13 protein-coding genes are annotated in these 18,931 nt (G+C 58.0%); 5 read left to right on the top strand and 8 right to left on the bottom strand.

Annotated features, from left to right (window positions below; all coding sequences use genetic code 11):
- Window positions 1-15 precede the first annotated feature (15 nt).
- The gene (locus EKD05_RS08995; RefSeq protein ID WP_129672100.1) at window positions 16-3,756 is read left to right on the top strand and encodes an HD domain-containing phosphohydrolase; all 3,741 of its coding nucleotides are present in this window, start codon (window positions 16-18) and stop codon (window positions 3,754-3,756) included.
- A gap of 116 nt (window positions 3,757-3,872) precedes the next feature.
- Here the strand turns inward: EKD05_RS08995 and EKD05_RS08990 are convergent, their stop codons facing one another.
- Together EKD05_RS08990 and EKD05_RS08985 are read right to left on the bottom strand one after the other, a co-directional pair.
- Complete coding sequence (locus EKD05_RS08990; protein WP_129672099.1) at window positions 3,873-5,102, bottom strand: AI-2E family transporter; 1,230 nt, start codon at window positions 5,100-5,102, stop codon at window positions 3,873-3,875.
- Between the two features lie 47 nt (window positions 5,103-5,149).
- Window positions 5,150-5,695 (bottom strand): helix-turn-helix domain-containing protein, encoded by a 546-nt coding sequence (locus EKD05_RS08985; RefSeq protein WP_129672098.1) that lies wholly within the window; start codon window positions 5,693-5,695, stop codon window positions 5,150-5,152.
- 363 nt (window positions 5,696-6,058) lie between these two features.
- On the opposite strand from EKD05_RS08985, the gene EKD05_RS08980 reads away from it, so the two are divergent.
- Genes EKD05_RS08980 through EKD05_RS27065 form a run of 4 tightly spaced genes read left to right on the top strand, consistent with a single transcriptional unit; the run spans window position 6,059 to window position 11,698 of the window.
- Complete coding sequence (locus tag EKD05_RS08980) at window positions 6,059-7,312, top strand: Stp1/IreP family PP2C-type Ser/Thr phosphatase (RefSeq protein ID WP_370374892.1); 1,254 nt, start codon at window positions 6,059-6,061, stop codon at window positions 7,310-7,312.
- 36 nt (window positions 7,313-7,348) lie between these two features.
- Entirely contained in the window at window positions 7,349-8,908 is a 1,560-nt protein-coding gene (locus tag EKD05_RS08975; RefSeq protein WP_129672097.1) for a protein phosphatase 2C domain-containing protein, read from the top strand.
- On the top strand, window positions 8,905-10,161 hold the full coding sequence (locus tag EKD05_RS08970) for a VWA domain-containing protein (RefSeq protein WP_240695699.1): 1,257 nt from the start codon (window positions 8,905-8,907) through the stop codon (window positions 10,159-10,161). The genes EKD05_RS08975 and EKD05_RS08970 overlap by 4 nt, the downstream gene beginning before the upstream one ends.
- A gap of 7 nt (window positions 10,162-10,168) precedes the next feature.
- Window positions 10,169-11,698: an FHA domain-containing protein gene (locus tag EKD05_RS27065; protein WP_305038299.1), complete on the top strand. Its 1,530-nt coding sequence runs from the start codon at window positions 10,169-10,171 to the stop codon at window positions 11,696-11,698.
- 77 nt (window positions 11,699-11,775) lie between these two features.
- Here EKD05_RS27065 and EKD05_RS08960 read toward each other — a convergent pair whose 3' ends face one another.
- The 6 genes from EKD05_RS08960 to hoxU form a co-directional block, all read right to left on the bottom strand.
- Window positions 11,776-13,851, bottom strand: a complete 2,076-nt coding sequence (locus EKD05_RS08960; RefSeq protein WP_129672096.1) for a hypothetical protein — start codon at window positions 13,849-13,851, stop codon at window positions 11,776-11,778.
- A gap of 3 nt (window positions 13,852-13,854) precedes the next feature.
- Window positions 13,855-14,541 carry a response regulator transcription factor gene (locus EKD05_RS08955; RefSeq protein ID WP_129672095.1) on the bottom strand — a complete coding sequence of 229 codons (687 nt, stop codon included), beginning with the start codon at window positions 14,539-14,541 and terminating at the stop codon, window positions 13,855-13,857.
- Window positions 14,542-14,671: 130 nt separating this feature from the next.
- Window positions 14,672-15,805: a DNA polymerase III subunit beta gene (gene dnaN / locus EKD05_RS08950; protein ID WP_129672094.1), complete on the bottom strand. Its 1,134-nt coding sequence runs from the start codon at window positions 15,803-15,805 to the stop codon at window positions 14,672-14,674.
- A 298-nt stretch (window positions 15,806-16,103) separates the two neighbouring features.
- Entirely contained in the window at window positions 16,104-17,528 is a 1,425-nt protein-coding gene (locus EKD05_RS08945) for a Ni/Fe hydrogenase subunit alpha (RefSeq protein ID WP_129672093.1), read from the bottom strand.
- A gap of 66 nt (window positions 17,529-17,594) precedes the next feature.
- Entirely contained in the window at window positions 17,595-18,128 is a 534-nt protein-coding gene (locus tag EKD05_RS08940) for an oxidoreductase (protein WP_129672092.1), read from the bottom strand.
- 20 nt (window positions 18,129-18,148) lie between these two features.
- Window positions 18,149-18,856 carry a bidirectional hydrogenase complex protein HoxU gene (hoxU, locus tag EKD05_RS08935; RefSeq protein ID WP_129672091.1) on the bottom strand — a complete coding sequence of 236 codons (708 nt, stop codon included), beginning with the start codon at window positions 18,854-18,856 and terminating at the stop codon, window positions 18,149-18,151.
- Between the last annotated feature and the right edge of the window lie 75 nt (window positions 18,857-18,931).

Here is an 18,931-nt window from a genome sequence, read left to right as displayed (position 1 = left end):
GAATCTGAGTCTATCATGGAAGATAAGCCCGTCACGAGCACTGATGCCGATTCCGTTGCTCAATTACAACGCGAAAATGCCGATCTGCGTGCTCGTCTGCTTGAACTCGAAGAGGTCATCGGTGCAGTCCGTGATCGCAAGGTTGATGCCCTGGTGATGAGTGGTGCCTGGGGTAAGCAAATCTTTACCGTCAGAAGCGCCGATCAGACCTACCGAATCCTCATTGAGGCAATGAGCGAGGGTGCCCTCCTGATTAGCCCACAGGGCATTGTGATCTATTGCAATCGGCGTTTTGCCGAGATGCTGATGACGATCCCCGAACGGGTGACGGCTTCACGTCTGCAAGATTGGATTACCCCCACGAGTCGCAAGTTTTTTCAGTCGCTGCTCTATGGCGGCGGGCGTGGCGAGTTTATGCTCGAAGGCCATGGTGATGTGAAGCTGCCCGTGTTGCTCTCCTCAAGTGAGGTGCAACTCGCTGATGGCGAACACTTGTTTTGTGTTATTGCCACTGATCTCACCGAACAACGACGCCATCAACTCTCCCTCGAAGTGGAACATCAGGCGCGCGTGGAACTGGAACAGTCCGAACGTGCCCGGCGCACCCTGCTCAGTCTGCTCGAAGACCAGAAGCGCATCCGCTCACGCTACCAGTCGATCTTTCAGTTTGTCCCGGTTTCGATTTGGGAAGAAGATTGGACGGCAGTCATCGCGATGATCAAAGCGTTGCGCCAAGCCGGGGTTACTGATTTCCAGGCCTACTTTGCGCAGCATCCCGACCGTGTCAACGAGGCGCTGCATCAGGTTCGTGTCCTTGATGTCAATGATGCAACCCTCAAGATCTTCAAGGCGCAGTCGAAATCGCAGATGCTCAAGTCGATTGCGACCAAGTTTGCCATCCCTGAAACCATGCCAGGCTTTGTGCAGCAGTTACTCGCCTTTGCTAATGGCGAGACCGTCTTTGCAACGGAAATGATGCTCTCGACAGCTTCCCTCGAACGCCTCTCTGTCTTGCAGACGATGGTCTTTCCTTCACTCGATAGTGACACTGGCACGGTGCTGGTGAGCTTGATGGATATTACCAGACGCAAAGAAGATGAGCAGCGCATTGCCGAAAATGCCCGGCGTCATCAGATTCTTGCCCGCCTCAGTGTGCAAATTTCTGCGCCGATGGCGCTCGAAGAAAAGTTGCAGATCCTGACGGATGGTCTCCGTGAGGCGATTGGTGCCCACATTGCGCTTACGTTTCTCGCTGCCCAGCGCAGCCTGACGCATCCTCTGCTCATGCCGTCCTTTGGTGTTGATTATGCACAGTGCCCACGGCCTGATCAGGTCGCGCTTGGTTCAGTTGTGCTGACCTATTTGAAGTCGCATCACCATCTGGTGCGTCTGACGCAGGCCGAGCTTGAACAGCTCTCCCCTTTGCGTCAACTCTCTAGCCGCACCGAGCCATGCCTGCTCTGGGATGGTCTGCTGGCCTCCTTGCTGCATGGCAACAATGGCGAGCCGCTGGGTTGTGTCATGCTCTCGCGTGCTTTTTCAGGTGCGTTCAGCGTTGACGATGAAGCCGTCTTGATCCAGATCAACCAGATGATTGCAGGTGTGATTGAGCAGGACTGGTTGCTTGTGGTGACACGCCAGCGGCTCAATGAGCTCGAAGCGGTCTATGCGATTGTCCGTTCGCTGCGCGTGGTGCCTACCTACCGCGAGCTACTCGATCTCTTTCTAGAAAAATCACGCACGATCCTGGATTTTACGGCCAGTTTCTTCTTGTGGCGCGATCTCAACGCGCATCAACTCATCCCAATGGCAATGTCAGGTGATTTTGCTGATTTGCCTTTGTTCCCCCTCGAACAGGGTGAGGCGGTCGTTGAAACCTTGATTAATGCGGGCGAAATCCTCCTGGTCGACGATTTTCAGACCGATCTGCGCATTGATGGTTCATTGCGTCACCAGATGCCGCCCGGTTGGCAGGGCATCTGTGCCGTGGTCGAGTCAAGTAATCTGATCGAGGGGGTACTCATTCTTGCCACGCCGGTTGCCTCTGGTGAGCGCTCTTATAGCCCCCATCTCTTTGCGACCTTGCTCGATATTTTTGGCAATTCGTTGCATCGGGTGCGCCTCCAGCAGGATGCGCAGATGCGCGCCGAACACCTTGCGCTGATCAATCAACTCGGTCGCGATCTCTCGAGTACGTTTGATCTGCCGACGATCTATGCGACGGTCAGTGCGACGGTGCAAAAGCTCTTTCCTGATGTCGAAGCTATTTTGTTGAGTCGCTATGATGCCGAGAGCCGCATCATCATCCCGGCGCACATTTACCATGATGGCCAAACCGAAGATCTCACGCACGTTCCTCCTCTGGCCCTTGAGCCGCCTGGTTGGGGCACCCATAGCGAGGCGATCCACTCCAGGCGACCGGTGATTCTTCCTCATTATCAAAAGGCGCTCAGGCGGGTCAGATCCCCTCTCACCGATACAGGGGCTGAACTGATCCAGTCGGCCATCTTTGTGCCAATGCTCGTCAAGGATGCCGTGGTTGGTGTGCTGGCGCTGCAGGATCGTCAGGTCAATCGTTTTGGCGAGGCCGATGCTGAATTGTTGACCTGGGTTGCGAATACGACGGCAATTGCGCTGCATAATGCGGAACTCTTCCGCGAAACGCTCAAGAAGATCGAGCAGCAGCAGGCTCTGCGCATGATTGACATGGCGATTACGTCGAGTATGGATCTGGGGATTATCCTTGATCTGATCGTCAACCGCGTCACGGCGCTGCAAGATGTGGCCGCGGCAACTATTTTGCTGCTCCAGCCCCATTCCCATGAATTGCGCTTTGCGGCAGGATGTGGTTTTCGTACCAATGCGGTCAAACATTCGCTCGTCAAGGTTGGGGGAGGCCTCTCTGGCACGGCTGCGCTCGAGCAGCGCCCTGTGCGGGCCTATAGTGCTGAGGAGATGGGAGGGAACTGGCTCGGTGACCGTTTCTATGAGCGGGAAGGCTTTACGCATTATCTGGCTTTGCCGCTGATCGCCAAAGGTCAGGTGCAAGGCGTGCTCGAGATCTTTGACCGCAAGCCGATCCCCGAAGATCAGGACTGGATGAACTTCCTCGAGGTGATTGCCGGTCAGTCGGCGATTGCCATTGATAATGCGACGATGTTTGAAAATCTGCAACGGGCTAATACGGAACTTGCCCTTGCTTACGATAAGACGATCGAGGGTTGGTCGTATGCCCTTGATTTACGTGATAAAGAGACGGAAGGCCATTCGCTGCGGGTCACTGAATTGACGCTGCTCATGGCCCGTGCCGTCGGGATGAGCGATGAGGAACTTGTCCATATTCGCCGGGGTGCGTTGCTCCACGATATTGGCAAAATGGGTATCCCCGATGCGATCTTGCTTAAACCTGGGCCGCTGACCCCCGAAGAGTGGGAGATTATGAAGCGCCACCCGACCTATGCCTACGAGTTGCTCTATCCCATTACCTATTTGCGCCCGGCCCTCGCTATTCCCTACTGCCACCACGAAAAATGGGACGGCACGGGCTATCCTCGGGGCCTCAAGGGTGAAGCGATCCCGCTGGCGGCGCGCCTCTTTGCGATTGTTGATGTCTGGGATGCCCTGCGCTCGGATCGTCCTTACCGCGAGGCATGGCCTGAAGACCGCGTGCGTGAACACCTCGCGAGCCTCTCAGACACGCACTTTGATCCGCAGGTCGTCGAGCTCTTCTTCCGCCTCCTCCACGAAGAAGTCTAGCCTCTGCGGTGCTGCTTTCGCCCGAGGATGCTTTTTTAACGCAGAGATGCAGAGACGCAGAGATGGAAGTTATCCAGCCTCTGCGCCTCTGCGCCTCTGCGCCTCTGCGTTAAAACCTACGCCTCTTTATCATCCTCCGCAGCCTCTTGCTCAGGCACACTCTTGGTCTGAGGCCCAATCACCAGCAGGGGCATCCCAGCGAGGTGCATTCGTTTGGGAAGCAGCCCGGCCGCACGCGGCGGTTCTTGCAGCCGACCATAGACATAGCTGAAGATATCACGGGCCACTGCCCCAACGGGTGCCGACAAGATTGCGCCGATAATGCCAAAGACTTGCGCCCCAACAACCAGCAGGATCATCAGAACCGCCGGATGCAGCCCGACGCTATCACCGACAATACGGGGCACCAGGAAATTGTTCTCGAGTTGCTGGATGACTACGTAGAGGATCAATACCGCGATCCCTGTCGTTGGCGAATCGAGAAAACCGAGCAAAATCGCCGGAATCGAGCCAAGAATCGGCCCGATGATCGGGACAAGTTCGGTGACACCGGCAATCACGGCGAGCAATAACACATACGGAATCTCAAAACCTACGAGATTCAGGGCAAGCAGCCCAACTCCAGCTGCACTGCCCACGGCTGCCCCGAGCAACAACTGACCGCGCAGGTAACCACTGAAATCATAATCAATAATCGTCAGCACCGTCCAGAAATCGGTACGGATCCACCTGGGCAGGAACTGATCAAGCTTATCGCGCCCCTCGCGCTGATCCATCAATACATAAAAGAGCCAGAAGGGGATTAAGAAGAACCCAAGCAAAAACGAGACGGTATTGACAACCGAGAAGACGCTGTCGATCAAGAAATTACCGATATCCTGAACATAGCTAATGAAGTTGGTGCGGAGCGTCGTAGCTGCCTGAGCAATAATCTCCGTCACCGAATTCCGCACTTGATCACGCATACCTTCAGGCAGATTCGCGAGCAACTGCTCGTACTCATCAATAACGGTCGTGACCCAGCGTTGAATAACCTGAATATCGGGAATCGCACGAATAAGTTGTCCAACCTGATCAACTAGTGGTGGCACCAGGAAGGCAAAAAACGTTGCGACGAGGCCAAGCACAATCAGATAGACCAGCAAAATGGCGGCCCAACGTGGCATATGCGGGTTGAACCGATTGACCAGAGGGAGGAAGAGATAGGCGAGGATCGCCCCAAAGATAAAGGGGATTAGTGCTGACAGCGCCTGTACAATCATCCATCCAATGATGTAGAGGGCAGCCAGTACCAGCGCCCAGCGCGAAACATCCCGTGCCGTAAAGCGAGCTAAAAAAGTTCTCATACCATCCCTGGGGCAGGCTATCTGCGCCTGATAGGCCGGGTTTTGCGCTACCGATCCTCGCGTCCACCGAGGACACTGATCGTTAAAACGTGTGCTATCGTTGTCCCCGTATTGACCCAGCTATTGGGTACATCGTCGCGATAAAAGAGCGTATCACCTGTATTGAGCTCGTACGCTTCATCACCGAGCGTAAAGTTTAATGCTCCATCAAGCACCAGCACCATCTGGCTGCCACGGCTCGAGAAACTCTGTTGCCCACTGCCTGGTCTGGCCTCGATCAAGCGCGCCTCAAGATCACCATTCGGTGGGAGTAGCGCAAAGACCTGGACAGGTGCCTCATCGAGGCTCAGCCTGATGCGCTCGCTGGTGCGCATCATTTGCCCAACCTGTTGATTATCTTCACCTTCAAAAAAATGGGTCATCTGCACACTGAAAAATTGCGCTAGTTTACGCAGATTAGCGACCGAAATATTGACTTTGTCCCGTTCCAGGCGACTGAGAAATGAAGGCGTCAGCCCGGAACCTTCTGAAACTTCCTGCAGGGTCAGCCCACGCTCCTGGCGGAGCCGACCGATTTTTTGTCCGAGCGACATTGTGTACCGCCTTCCGAGGCTATTGGATGCTTTTGAAGGGCTTTGGCCGGTACTATATGTAGGTACCTTTCTAGAGCCTTCATGTATTATACGTAAAGCAAATTGGCCTGTCAAGGATGTGCACACCCCTGCCTGGTTATGTATTTGGCATCGTAATGGCTTTTTTTGGCCCTCTGCTTGCATTTTTGCAAAGGGCATGTGCGTGTCGTCTTGAACTATAGACAATAACGCCTGGTTTTCAAGTCAATACCCAGGAGATACTCTGGCGGGTATGCTATAATCAGCATAGCTTCAGGCTGCATCCTTTTTACCCTTTCCAACGTCCTACTCAGTGCGATGTGCAAGCTCAAAGGGGCGTAACAAGTGACCGCTGTGGGTTCCCGATCCTGTTCTGTTTGTGGGACAAGCCTTAGCCCGGGGGCACGCTACTGCACCCGCTGCGGTGCCGTTGTGGGCGATGAACCCGAAGAGATCGCTCTGTCGGGGGGACGCCGCCTCCACCTTGCCGCTGATACGCTTAGTTTGCGTGAACTACTGGCTGTCGTTGAGTCGGGGGTGACGTTCTGGAGGCAACGCCTCGCGTCGACGGATGGGGTGGCTCGTGCGACAGCCGCAGCAGCCATCAAGGATCTCTCGCAGATCCTTGATGGCCTGGCGACCCAGATCGCGCTCGGGCGTGAGACGGTGCAGGTGACCGGGCGTTTGCCCGCCCAGCGCCTCTTCCCACTCCCATGCTCTGTCTGTGGCCGAGGTAATCGCGCCAGCGCCAGGTATTGCATTGCCTGCGGAACCCCGCTGCGACCTGATCGCCAGGCAGTGCCCCGTGTGCCGCCCTTGCCACAGTTGCAGATCGCGTCACGTACTGATATCGGGAAGGTGCGGCCAGTCAATGAAGATACATTTTATACTGGTGAATTTACGACTGCTGATGATACAATTGGCACATTGCTGATCGTCGCCGATGGGATGGGTGGGCATCAGGCGGGCGACGTGGCTTCGACCCTGGCAACGGCAACGCTGAAAACCTATCTCACCAGTGCCTTGAGCCATGGGGTGCCCACCGCTGATGTCGGCTGGCATGAATTGTTGCAACGGGCCGTCTTGCAGGCGAATCAGATAGTCTATCAGCACGCCCAGGATCATTCCTACCAGCAGGGCATGGGAACAACTATGACCGTTGCGCTCGTTGTCGGTCGGCGCGTGCATCTTGGGCACGTCGGCGATAGCCGTGCCTATCTGATCAATCCGGCTGGGGTGGTCAACGAGGCCTTGCCCTGGGTGCAACTGACGACTGACCATAGCTTGGTGGCCCGCCTGGTTGATATCGGGCAGATCACGCCCGCCCAGGCGCGGACGCATCCGCAACGCAATGTGGTCTATCGTTCGCTTGGTGGTGATCCGACCCTGGAGGTCGATACGCGTAGCCATGCGTTGGCTCCCGGTGATACACTTTTGCTCTGCTCGGATGGCCTGGTCAACCATGTTGAGGATGAAGAACTCGCTCGCATGGTACTCGATGCTTCCTCGGTTGCTCAGGCGTGTGCGCAGCTAGTCGCTCGCGCCAACGAGGGCGGGGGCAAGGATAATATTACGGTTGTGATGGCCCGTGTGGCCTGATCTTGTGGTGAAGTTCCGCGAGGCCCCCAGGAGAAGATGATGAACCAGTCAGCCCCCAATCTGTTTGCCGACCGCTATGTGCTCCCCGAGGGCGATCGCTCTGGTACGATCAGTGTCGTCGATACGATGCCTTGGCAACGCTGCTGGGCCTGTGGCTCGCGCTCTAATGAGGCTGGTGATGCGTTTTGCAATGATTGTGGCGCAGCCCTTGATGAGCGGAGCTATCGGGCCATCCTGACCGCGCCCGATGCCCTCATTGGCCCGGCCCTTGTGCCGACGATTGATGCTGAAGAGGTGCGCCTCCTCTTGCCCGAGGTTGTTGCCCAGGTTACCGAGGATGATCTCGTCCTGACGCTTTTGCACGATCACGGGCCAACGACGCTCGCAGCCCCGCTTGATGAACTTGCGGCGCTTGATCTTGGCATGACGCTCGCCAGGCTGCTGGTCTATTTGCACGACCACGGGCTGGCGCTCGGCTCGCTGGCAATGACCGATCTCGAGGTGATGCCTAGTGGTCGGGTGCGCCTCCGTGATGCCGCTGGCTTGCGTCGGGTCGAGGCTGACCAGGCCTCGGCGGCGGTGCGGATCGATCTGATGGCCCTCGCTGAATTGCTCGAGCAGTTGACGGCCACGCCGCGTACAACCCGTCGCTTGAGTGAAGAGGCTGCCGCCGCTGCCGAGGCCGAACAGCCGGGCTTGGCGCTGTTGTTGCGTCAGGTTCGTACCGGCGAGTGTCCCAATGCGCTTACGTTGCTGACGCATCTCGAAGCGATGCGGGCTGAGCGTGCCTTGCCTGTTTGTTTGCGCCAGATCGTTGGGGCCGCAACGCACGTTGGGATGGTGCGTGACCATAATGAAGATAGTTACTTGACCTTGCAACTCGCCGCGAATAATAATAGCTCTTTCCAGGCTATTGGCCTCTATCTGGTCTCGGATGGCATGGGCGGCCACGCGGCGGGTGAGCTCGCCAGTGGTCTCGCGATGCGCGCTGCGGCGCACCTTGTGATGCAGGCCTACCTGTCCCAGGCGCTTGATCCTGAGCGCGGCTATAACCAGGTGGAAGTCGGCGAACTTGTCCGCCGTGCGGTGCTGGCCGCGAATGAGGCGGTGGTCAACGAGGCCCGTGCCCAGGGCAATGATATGGGCGCGACCCTTACGATGGCGCTGGTTGTTGGTGATCGGGTGACCGTCGGCAATGTTGGTGATAGTCGTACCTATCGCTATCACGAGGGGCGTCTCATTCGCATCAGCAAAGACCATTCGCTGGTGCAACGCTTGGTTGATCTTGGTCAGATTGCCGATCAAGATATCTATACCCATCCCCAACGCAATGCCGTGTTGCGTTCGCTCGGCGATCGCCGTGAAGTTGAAGTTGATGTCTTTCACGAGCGCGTCCGCGCCGGCGATGCCCTGCTCCTCTGCTCTGATGGGCAGTGGGAGATGACCCACGATCCCGAGATGGAACTGTTGCTGGCCGCTGATGATGATCCCTACGTGATTTGTGAGCACTTGATCGCCGCAGCCAATCGCGCCGGCGGTGAAGATAATATTGCGTCGATTCTGGTTCGTTTTGCTGATACTCCCGGAGGCATATGATGGCTGATGCCGTCACGTTGACATGTACATGGGGGCGTGCGCCGTTACCTGTGACCGGTACGCCCCAGGTAGCTTATCTGCTTGTCGAGGCTACCCCCGCGATCCAACCCTCGGTGCCCGTGCCCCTCAATTTCTGTTTTGTGCTTGACCGCTCGGGTTCGATGCAGGGTGCCAAGCTTGAGAGTATGAAGGCCGCCACAAGCCGCGTCATCGAGACGTTGACCCCGGCGGATGTGGTTTCAATTGTCATCTTTGATGATACGGTGCAGACCCTTGTGCCAGCGACGCCCGCAACTGATCCTGCGGCCCTCCTTGCGGCGGTCAATACGATTGCCGAGTCTGGTGGCACTGCGATGTCCCTTGGTCTGCAAGCCGGCCAGATCGAGTTGCAAAAATACCTTGGCCCCGACCGCCTCAGCTATCTCGTGCTCCTCACTGATGGGCAGACCTGGGGTGATGAGGATCTCTGTCGTACCCTTGCTAATGACCTTGGGCAGGCTGGTGTCCGCATGACGGCCTTGGGCCTCGGGGCCGAGTGGAATGAGAAGTTGCTTGATGATCTCGCGGACGCGACCGGCGGGGTCTCTGACTATATCGCTGAACCGGCACAGATTGCAACCTTCTTTCAGCGTGCGCTACGCAGTGCCCAGGGCACAGCCGCTACGGATGCCCGTCTCTTGCTCCGGCTCGCCAAAGAAGTTGTTCCCCGCGCCGTGCATCGTGCAACCCCAACTATTGCCAATCTTGGCTATCAGCCCATTGGCGAGAGCGAAGTTGCGGTCAAACTCGGCGATCTCGTCCATGGACAGGTCAATAGTGTCGTGCTCGATCTGATGGTTCCCGTACGTGCCGCTGGTACTTTCCGTATTGCCCAGGCCGAATTGCATGCTACTCTTCCTGGTGCAACGACGCCTGAGGTGGTGAAACAGGATCTGTTGTTGTCCTTCACTGCCGAGGCTGAGGCCCCTGCCTATGACCCACGTGTGATGAATCTTGTCGAGAAAGTCACCGCCTTCAAGCTGCAGACCAGGGCGCTCGCCGAGGCTGAGCTTGGCAATCTCTCTGGGGCAACGCAGAAGCTTCGTGCTGCCGCAACGCGCCTGCTCGATCTCGGCGAACTAGATCTTGCGGCGAAGACGACCGCTCAGGCCGATCAGCTTGAACAGGGGAGTGGGTTGAGTGCTGAAGGCCAGAAAGAGTTGCGCTATGCGACCCGCCGGTTGACCCAGAAATTGGATGAAGCAGATGTGTGAAGGAGTCATGATGATTACCTGTCCCTCGTGCGGTGCGCTGAATGATCCAGCCAATCGCTTTTGTGACCAGTGTGGCGCTCGTTTGACCAATGATCTGCCGGCCTCGCCGCCGCCCCCCGTGGCGGTGACTGCTGCCCCTGCCCCGGTCCCGCCGACGGTACCGGTCTGCCCGAGTTGCGGTGCCTCGGTGCTGCCCGGTGAGGCGTTTTGTGACAATTGTGGTGCCGATCTGCAGATGCTCTGGCAGCAACTTGCCGCTGCTTCGGCGCAACCAGCGCCACCGCCTTCGCTTGCTCAGGTTCCCCTTGAGGTTCCAGCCGTCCCTGAGGCAGCACCAACGCCGCCCGCGCCGGTGGCTCCTGCCCCCGTCCCGACCGAGCCGGTCGCCCCTGCCCCGCTGATGGAGGCGGTGCCGATTGTCCATGAACCCGAGGCCGAACCCGTCGCGGTTGAGCCGGTTGCCCCTGCGCCCGTCGCGGTTGAGCCGGTTGCCCCTGCGCCCGTCGCGGCTGAGCCGGTTGCCCCTGCGCCCGTCGCGGCTGAGCCGGTCACTCCCGTGATGGAAGCGGTGCCGGTTGCCCATGAACCTGAGGCGGAACTAGCGGCTCCCACGCCCATCGTGGCTGAGCCAGTTGCCCCTGCACCAGTGCTCGAGGCGGCGCCAACGGTAAGCGAGGCTGCGCCGGCCCCGTCTGCGCCGGCCCCGTCTGCGCCAGTGGATGGCGCGACCTACGAAGCACAGCGCAACGAACTCGAGGCCGAGCTTGCCCGCCAGGCGCAAATCATCATTCAGTTTGAGCAGATGCAAGCCACTTTTGGGGCCGACACGCCCGCTGCGGTTGTCGCTGGTCTGGCCGAGGCACGGGAGGCTTATACTCGTATCGAGGCTTCGTTGGCAGCGCTTGTCCCTCCCGCACCGACAGTTGACCCTGCGGTGGTCAGTGACTTGAAGGCAACGGTGTCCCGCCAGCAACAGATCATCAGTCAGTTTGAGCAAATGCAGGCCACGTTTGGCGCAGCAACCCCTGCGGCGGTCTCGTCTGGTCTCGCCGAAGCACGCGAGGTGCTGGCCCGTGCCCAGGATGAATTGCATAAACTCGGCCTTGCGCCAGATGCAGCCCCGGTTGCGGTGGCCCCCGTTGCGCCCCCGGCCCCCGTTGCGCCCCCGGCCCCCGTTGCGCCCCCGGCCCCGGTCGCCCCGCCGCCGACTGTGCTCGGCCCGCGTTTTGTCATCGCTGATGGTGGGCAAATGCTGACCTTGCCCACTGATCGGGCCGAAATTATCGTCGGCCGCGAAGATCCGGTGAGTAGTATCTTTCCCGAGATTGACCTTACCTCATTTGGCGGTGAAACAGGTGGCGTCAGCCGCAAGCATGCACGGATCACGCACAAAGACGGTCAGTGGATGCTGACCGATCTTGATAGCACCAACCACACCCGGATCAACGGCGAGCGCTTGCCCCCCAACGTCCCAACCCCACTCCCCGACCAGGCCAAAGTCCAGTTTGGGAAAGTCGTCGTAACGTTTCATGCCTGACCATTGACGCCTGATGATGCATGGAAAAAAGCCAGCGTAGCTGGCTTTTTTCCATGCACAACCATAACATCAGGTGTTTAGCGCTGCAATGCAGCCATCCCACGCTCGGTGATGAGCAACCGCCCACGCGTACCCTCGGCAAGATCCCAGAGCCAGAGTTCAACCGGGTTGCGCGGAGTGAGCGCAACTGGAACACGTGGCCCTGCTGGTGAGCCCGTCAGCACATAGGCAAGTTGATCGCCTTGCATCACTGTCTGACCAATGCCACCTCTACGCTGGCCGGCCAGGATCAGTTCGGTACGTTGCGCACCGTTCCACCGGTAGATCTGGTAATCCTGTACCGCCTGACTTGCGCAGAGCGTGGTGAGATAGACCAAATGGCCGTTATCATCCCAGCCAAGTGCCCTTGTCCAGAAAGGTCCCTCCCGCACTGGTTCAAGCATCGGCGTGGCCGTTGGTAGCGGTGTCGCGGTAGGCGTCACCGTTTGCTCTGGCTCGGTCGTGGCTGTTGGGGTGAGCGTTGGTTCGGCGGTCGTGGTGGTGGTGACTGGCTCGGTGGGGAGACTGGTCGGCGTCACCGTTGGCACTGCGGTACTGGTGGGCCTGATGGTCGGGGTAAGCCTGGGCCCAGGCGCGATGTCGATCAAGGTTTCTGTGCCGAGCATATCAAGGATCGTACCATCGGCATCGAGAACCACCAAGTCGGCGCCACGCTCATCATTGCGCCATGCTTCAACCGCAAAACGTTTGCCATCAGGGGCGACGAGGGGTTGCCCGAGTGCGCTATAGGGGGTCTCGCCATCATCGCGTACGAAGATAGCTGCCCCAACATCAACGACCGTGCCATTGGCGCGCCGCAAAAAGAGCGTGCTCCGCCCATCTTGTGAGGTAGCCGCGATCACCATATCACCGTTATCGAGCCACTGGGGGCTAGAGCGACCCCACTCATCCACACCTTCGTGCATGCGGCGTGGGGACGTATTCGCGGTGGTAGGGACACTATAAATAGCGCGTTGGATCGGCATTGCCCCGGTCTCATCGACGGCAAAGGCAATACTCTTATCATCAAGGCTAAAAGCAGGATCGGCACAACTGACGCCAATCTGGGCGATGGGGCGCTGATTCGTGCCATCTGTCTCCATCAACCAGAGCACACTTGGTACAGGGAGCTCGGTTTCGGCAGGATCAAGCCCGGGCAACGCGCGACAGAACGCCACGAGCGAGCCATCGTGACTAACCGCCAGATGCGTCTCGGTCTCGGGCGAGTCAGTCAGATTGACGGCCCCAGCATTTTCGGCCCTGATCGCATCGGTCGCGGCCTGAGTTCCGTGTTCGATGCGCCAGATATCGCCATCAAGCAGCATAAAGAGGGGGGCTGCGAGTTCAGCACGGGCAGCATCAACGCCGAGGGCCAGCGCATCATTGGCACTGGTTAGCGACGACGTACGGGCAACCGCAATCGTGAGGGCGGCCGGATCACCGCTGAGGTTCAGGCGAAACGGCAGCGGCTCATTCAGGGCGAGTTGCACCACCGCCCCGGCCTCACCATCATTGGCAGGCACAAGCTGTACCCCAGCAAGCGTCCGTGTTCTGGTGACCGCTTGGGTTAGCGCAGCGACCGACTCCTCGAAGCGAGCATCCCTGATCCAACCGGGGAGGTAGACCTCAAGCTGATGGAGTGTCTGATCATTGTCGTTAGCACTCACACACGAGGCGAGCGCACCGATAGGACTGGACCCAGGAGCGGGTTCAAAATTCAGCACCACCTGCTCGTAGGCCGGATTGCCACTGATTTCAACGGACACGAGGCGGGCCGAAAAGAGGCCGCGCAGATCACCAGCGGATTGATCGCAGAAGCCGAAGCCGACGAGTGCCGGATTCGGCGTAGGGGTTGGGGGCAACGGCGTACTTGTTGGCAACGGCGTGAGCGTCGGTGGTTGAGTTGGGCTAGGGATAGGCGTGATCGTCGGCGTACTGGTTGGCGCGGGTGTACTGCTGGCGGTCGGAGTTGGCGAAGGAGTCAGGGCCAGGATCGTCTCGATCCCAGCGATCTCTTCACGTTCCCCAGCCGTGGTCAAATCACAACTGGCGAGCAGCAACATCAGCATCAGTGGAAGCGCGAGCAGAGCGCGCGAGAAGCGGTTTAGAGTCATTGATCAATCACCAGGAAGCACCACCTTGATCCAGCCGCGGCGCATCGCATAGACGACCGCCTGCGTTCGGTCATTAACGGCAAGCTTGCGCAGGATCGAAGAGACATGGTTTTTAACCGTCTGATTGCTAATATCTAGCCTGGACGCAATTTCTTTATTTGTACGACCGGCGGCCACCAACTCGATCACTTCAAGCTCACGGGGCGAAAGTGGCGAATAGATACTCTGCGTATCTTCATCAACGACCATCTGGCGAAACGCAGCAATCACCTGAGCGGCGACCTCGGGCAGCGAGAGCACCAGATCGTTGATCGGATAGCCTCCATTGCGTACCTCGTGGATCAACTCGCGTAAATTGGGCCAGGCAATATTCCGTGGCACATAGGCTGCTACCCCGGCCCGGATTGCCTTCACCACCAAACTACCTTCCATTGAGGTGTTAAAGAGGATAATGCCAGTTTGCGGGTGCGTGCGTTTCAACGCCCGTGACACCTCAAGCCCATTGACCCCGGGCAGATCAACATCCATCAACACCAGATCAGGGTTACTATGATCAACAAGCTGGATCGCCTGCTGACCATGCCCTGCTTCCCCAACGATGATTGTATCAGGCAAGGCCATGATGTGATGGCGTAGCCCTTCGCGGAAAATCGTATGGGCATGTACAAGTACAATCGAAGTGATACTCAAGAACGGCTCCCTTGCACTGATCCAGAGTGCGCACGAGCACGTAAATCGCGACGAGCTATGCCTAGCGTTACGATGCTACATTTCTCAGAACTGACTCAATAGTATAGCTGATGGATCGTCTTTCGACAATCTAGCGAATGCTCATGGGCATAATAATATGGATATAGCCATCTTGACCGACAGGCTTAAAGACCCCAGGACTCTGGGGTGATTGGGTCTCCAAGGTGATTTGGGCACTCTTAATTGCCCCGAGCAATTCCGTCAAATATTTGACATTGAGGGCAATCTGCCCACCCTCACCCTGAATCATACCATCAATTTCGCCGGTATTATCACCAACTTCGGCGGCATTCGCGCTGATGATCACCCGTCCTGGCCCAAGTTCGCCGCCGGGTTCCATCGTTAGTTTCACAACGTTCTGACTCGCCGTAGCGAAATACGAGGCAAGTTTGACCGCTTTAGCGAGCTCACTCGTTTCGAGCACCGAACGGGTCATGTGCTGCTGGGGAATGATACGCTCGACATCGGGGAAGCGTCCATCAATGAGTCGCGAGACAAGCTCAGTCGTTTCGGTATGGAAGAGCACCTGGCTGCCCCCGGTGGCGACGGTGATACTCACCTGGCCCTGAGTTTCGCCAGCGATCCGTGCCAACTCGGCAAGCGTGCGGGCAGGCACAATGAATTCGCTCTGGCGCGTGACGGGTTCAGGCAGGGGCACATTTCGTGTTGCCAGACGAAAGCCATCGGCAGCGGCGAAAAAGAGGCGCGTATCGTTCAACCGCACGAGCACACCGGCAAGCACAGGGCGCGACTCATCGGTTGCGGCCGCGAAGACGACCTGGTCAATCGCTTCCCGCAGCACATCAGGGGGCAGCGAGGTGAGTGGCTCTTGCCCGGTGATCGAGGGAATCGTTGGAAACTCGTCTGCCTCAATACCCTTGATATTGCTTGTGAAACGGCCACATTCGACCTTGAGTGTCTGCGTACGAGCATCAAGGGTCAACGTCACCCGGTCATTGGGCAGGCTCCCAATCACATCGGCCAGCAATTTTGCTGGCACCGTCACGGCACCTTCGTCCTGGATTTGCGCCCCGATCCAGTGCGTAATACCAACTTCGAGATTCGTTGCCGCGAGTTTCAGCCGACCTTCGTCGGTGGCAAGCAATACATTAGAGAGGACAGGCAGGGTGCTTTTGCCGGCGACCGCGTGGCTGACTGTGGCGAGGCCACGTTTGAGGTTATCTTGCAGACAGGTCAACTTCATACGACGTGCTTGCCTTTAATATAGAAAAGCTGCTTTCCTCGGGTACAGAACGAACCCGTGGCAAGGAAGGCGCAGGTGCTCCTTGCTTCTTCCTCGATACCTGACCACAGGCGTTGCAATGTAGCTTTATTGTGTGGCGCAATTATAGCATAGAACTGCGTAAGTGCTTCGTGGGGACTTGGCTCCAATGTTAGGGCGGTTGCCCTAAAAGCCTTCCTTGTGCTGGCGAAAACGGCCAACAAAGTTGGCCGTTTTCGCCAGCACAAGGAAGATTCTTGGGGCCGCTGGCCCCCACACCCTACCGCACCGCGTGATCCACTACACGCCCATCGGGGCCGATCAGGCTGATCGCAAAGGCCGCCTGGCCTACCGCGTGGGTCGAGCAACTCAGGCACGGGTCATATGCTCGGATGCCGGCCTCGACCCGATTGAGCAAACCTTCTTCGAGGCGATCCCCGCGCAGGTAGCGGCGGGCGATCTGCGCGACGGTCTGGTTCATTGCCAGGTTGTTCTGCCCTGTCGCGATGATCAGGTTTAGATAGGTGATCAGGCCATTCTTGTCGACCTGATAATGATGAAAGAGGCTCCCCCGTGGGGCTTCGCTACAGCCGACGGCTTCGAGATGATTGACCCCGGCATCGGCGCGCAACACGCTCGAACTCAGGTCGGCATCATCGAGCAACTGGGTGACCAATTCAAGCGCCCCGAGGATCTCGATCAGCCGTGCATAGTGATAATAGAAGCTTGCCGTCACCATCCGGTGCCCAGCACGCTGGCGCATCTCGGTCAGTTCTGCGTCGGCCAGTGGTGTCCCCACCTGGTCGCACACGTTCAGGCGCGCCAATGGCCCCACCCGATAGATGCCGTCGGGATAGCCGAGGGGTTGATAATACGGGAATTTCAGGTAGCTCCAGGCTTCCGATGCTTCGCCAAAGAGTTGCTGGTAGTCGTCAGCTTTGACCTGGTCGGCCAGGATCTGGCCTTCGGCATTACGCACGCGCAGTTTGCCGCCGTGATGTTCCCAGTTGCCTTCGGGCGTCACCAGGCCCGCAAAAAGGCTCGGGAAGAAGCCATAGCTGGCAACTTCTTCGTCACTGGTATCAAGCACGGTCTTGAAGCGTGCCATCGCCTTGCGGGTGACCTCCATTGCTTCGGGCAAACGCTGGCGAAAGGCCGCCCGCACCTCTTCACTCATCCCCGAACGGACACCGCCGGGCACCGCCCAGGCGGGGTGGATCTTGCGTCCACCGAGCGCCTCGATGATCTCTTGACCAAACTGACGGAGCCGAATGCCCCCGCGGGCAAAGTCTGGTTCAGCCGCAATCAGCCCAAAGATATTGCGTTTCGCCGGATCACTCTCATAGCCAAGAAAGAGATCGGGCCCGCTGAGGTGAAAGAAGCTGAGCGCGTGCGATTGAATAATCTGGCCGAGATTCATTAGCCGCCGCAATTTGTCAGCAGCCGGCGGAATTTCAACGGCCAGCAAGGCGTCGCCTGCTTTGGCCGACGCCAGGATGTGGCTAATTGGGCAGATACCGCAGATGCGAGCCGTAATCGCCGGCATTTCCCAGAAGGGCCGCCCGATGCAAAAGCGCTCAAAGCCACGAAACTCGGTGACGTGAAACTGGGCATCGCGCACCGACCCGTCATTGTCGAGATAGATGCTGATCTTTGCGTGTCCCTCAATACGGGTGACAGGATCGATCACGATAGTCTGTGTCATAGGTTTTCCTCTGTAGGCCTCTGGCGAGGGCCATATGCGTCCAAGTGCGTTGCTTGGGTGTCGCGCTTACCCGAACCCTCCGGCCAATTCAGGTGGTGTACCTGCCAGCAAGGCTTCGAGCACGGCGCGAATGCGTGGGCCAGAAGGAGGACAACCTGCCAGGAAGAGGTCAACGGGGATGATCATATGGATCGGGATGACCTGATCAAGCAGGATCGGGACAATCCCTGGCGTACTCGGCAGAACCCCACGTGGGTCGCCGTGTTCAATATAGACCTGCTGCAGGATGCTGCGCGCCTCGCCGAGCGGGTTGCGCAACGCGGTCACATTGCCGGTCACCGCGCAATCACCGAGCGCGACAACCATGCGGCTCCGCTCACGGACATCCTGAATCAATTCGAGATGCTCATCATTGGCAATCGCGCCTTCGACCAGGGTCAGATCGACACCTTCGGGAAAGGTCTTCTGATCAGCAATCGGGCTATAGACCAGTTCGACGTGGGCGGCAAGATCGATCAGCCATTCATCAAGATCGAGGAGCGACATATGGCAACCCGAGCATCCTCCTAACCAGACAGTTGCAAGCTTCAGACGGTTCATATAGTCTCTCCATTTCGGCGTCACCAGCGTTCATTGCGGGCCGCCACAATCGTAGCAATACGACTGGCATCGCGTTCAAGCTCAGCCACGGTGCTCCCACGACTAAAGATGGCCCCGGTCGGACATGCGAGGAGGCACTTGCCACATGAGGTACAACTCGTCGCCTCGCCCCATGGCACATTGAGATCAGTAATCAGCCGCGCATTTGTTCCGCGTCCCGCAATATCCCAGGTATGCACGCCTTCGACCTCGTCGCAGGCGCGCACACAGCGGGTACAGAGCACACAGCGATTATGGTCAATGCCAAAGCGGGCGTGGCTGATATCAACGCTGCAATCTGGCGAGAGATACTCGTAGCGCACATGGCTCATCCCAACTTCGACGGCCAGTTGTTGCAATTCACAGTGTCCTGAGGCGACACAGACGGCACAGATATGGTTGCGTTCAGCAAAGAGCAGTTCAACGATCGCCCGGCGGTGAGCCTTGAGGCGGGGCGTATCTGTCTGCACCTCCATCCCCTCGGTGACGGTGGTATGACAGGCGGGTTGCAGTTTGGGCGAGCCAGCGATCTCAACCAGACAGAGCCGACAGGCACCCACTTCAGAGAGCCCATCCAGGTGGCAAAGCGTCGGGATGCTGATTCCGGCCTCACGTGCTGCTTCCAGCACCGTCTCATTCGAGCGGGCACTGATCAGCGTTCCATTAATCGTCAAGGTTCTTGCGGCCATGCCATCTTCCTTTGGCGCTAGGCGGCGGGTGATCGTTCGCGCACCCAGGGTGCAGAAACATCAGAAAATTTAGCT

This window comes from Candidatus Chloroploca sp. Khr17 (assembly GCF_004138165.1).
In the GTDB taxonomy this organism is placed as follows: Bacteria; Chloroflexota; Chloroflexia; order Chloroflexales; family Chloroflexaceae; genus Chloroploca.
Note: the sequence above shows the minus strand (reverse complement) of the source record. Positions and strands in the feature narration are given on the sequence as shown.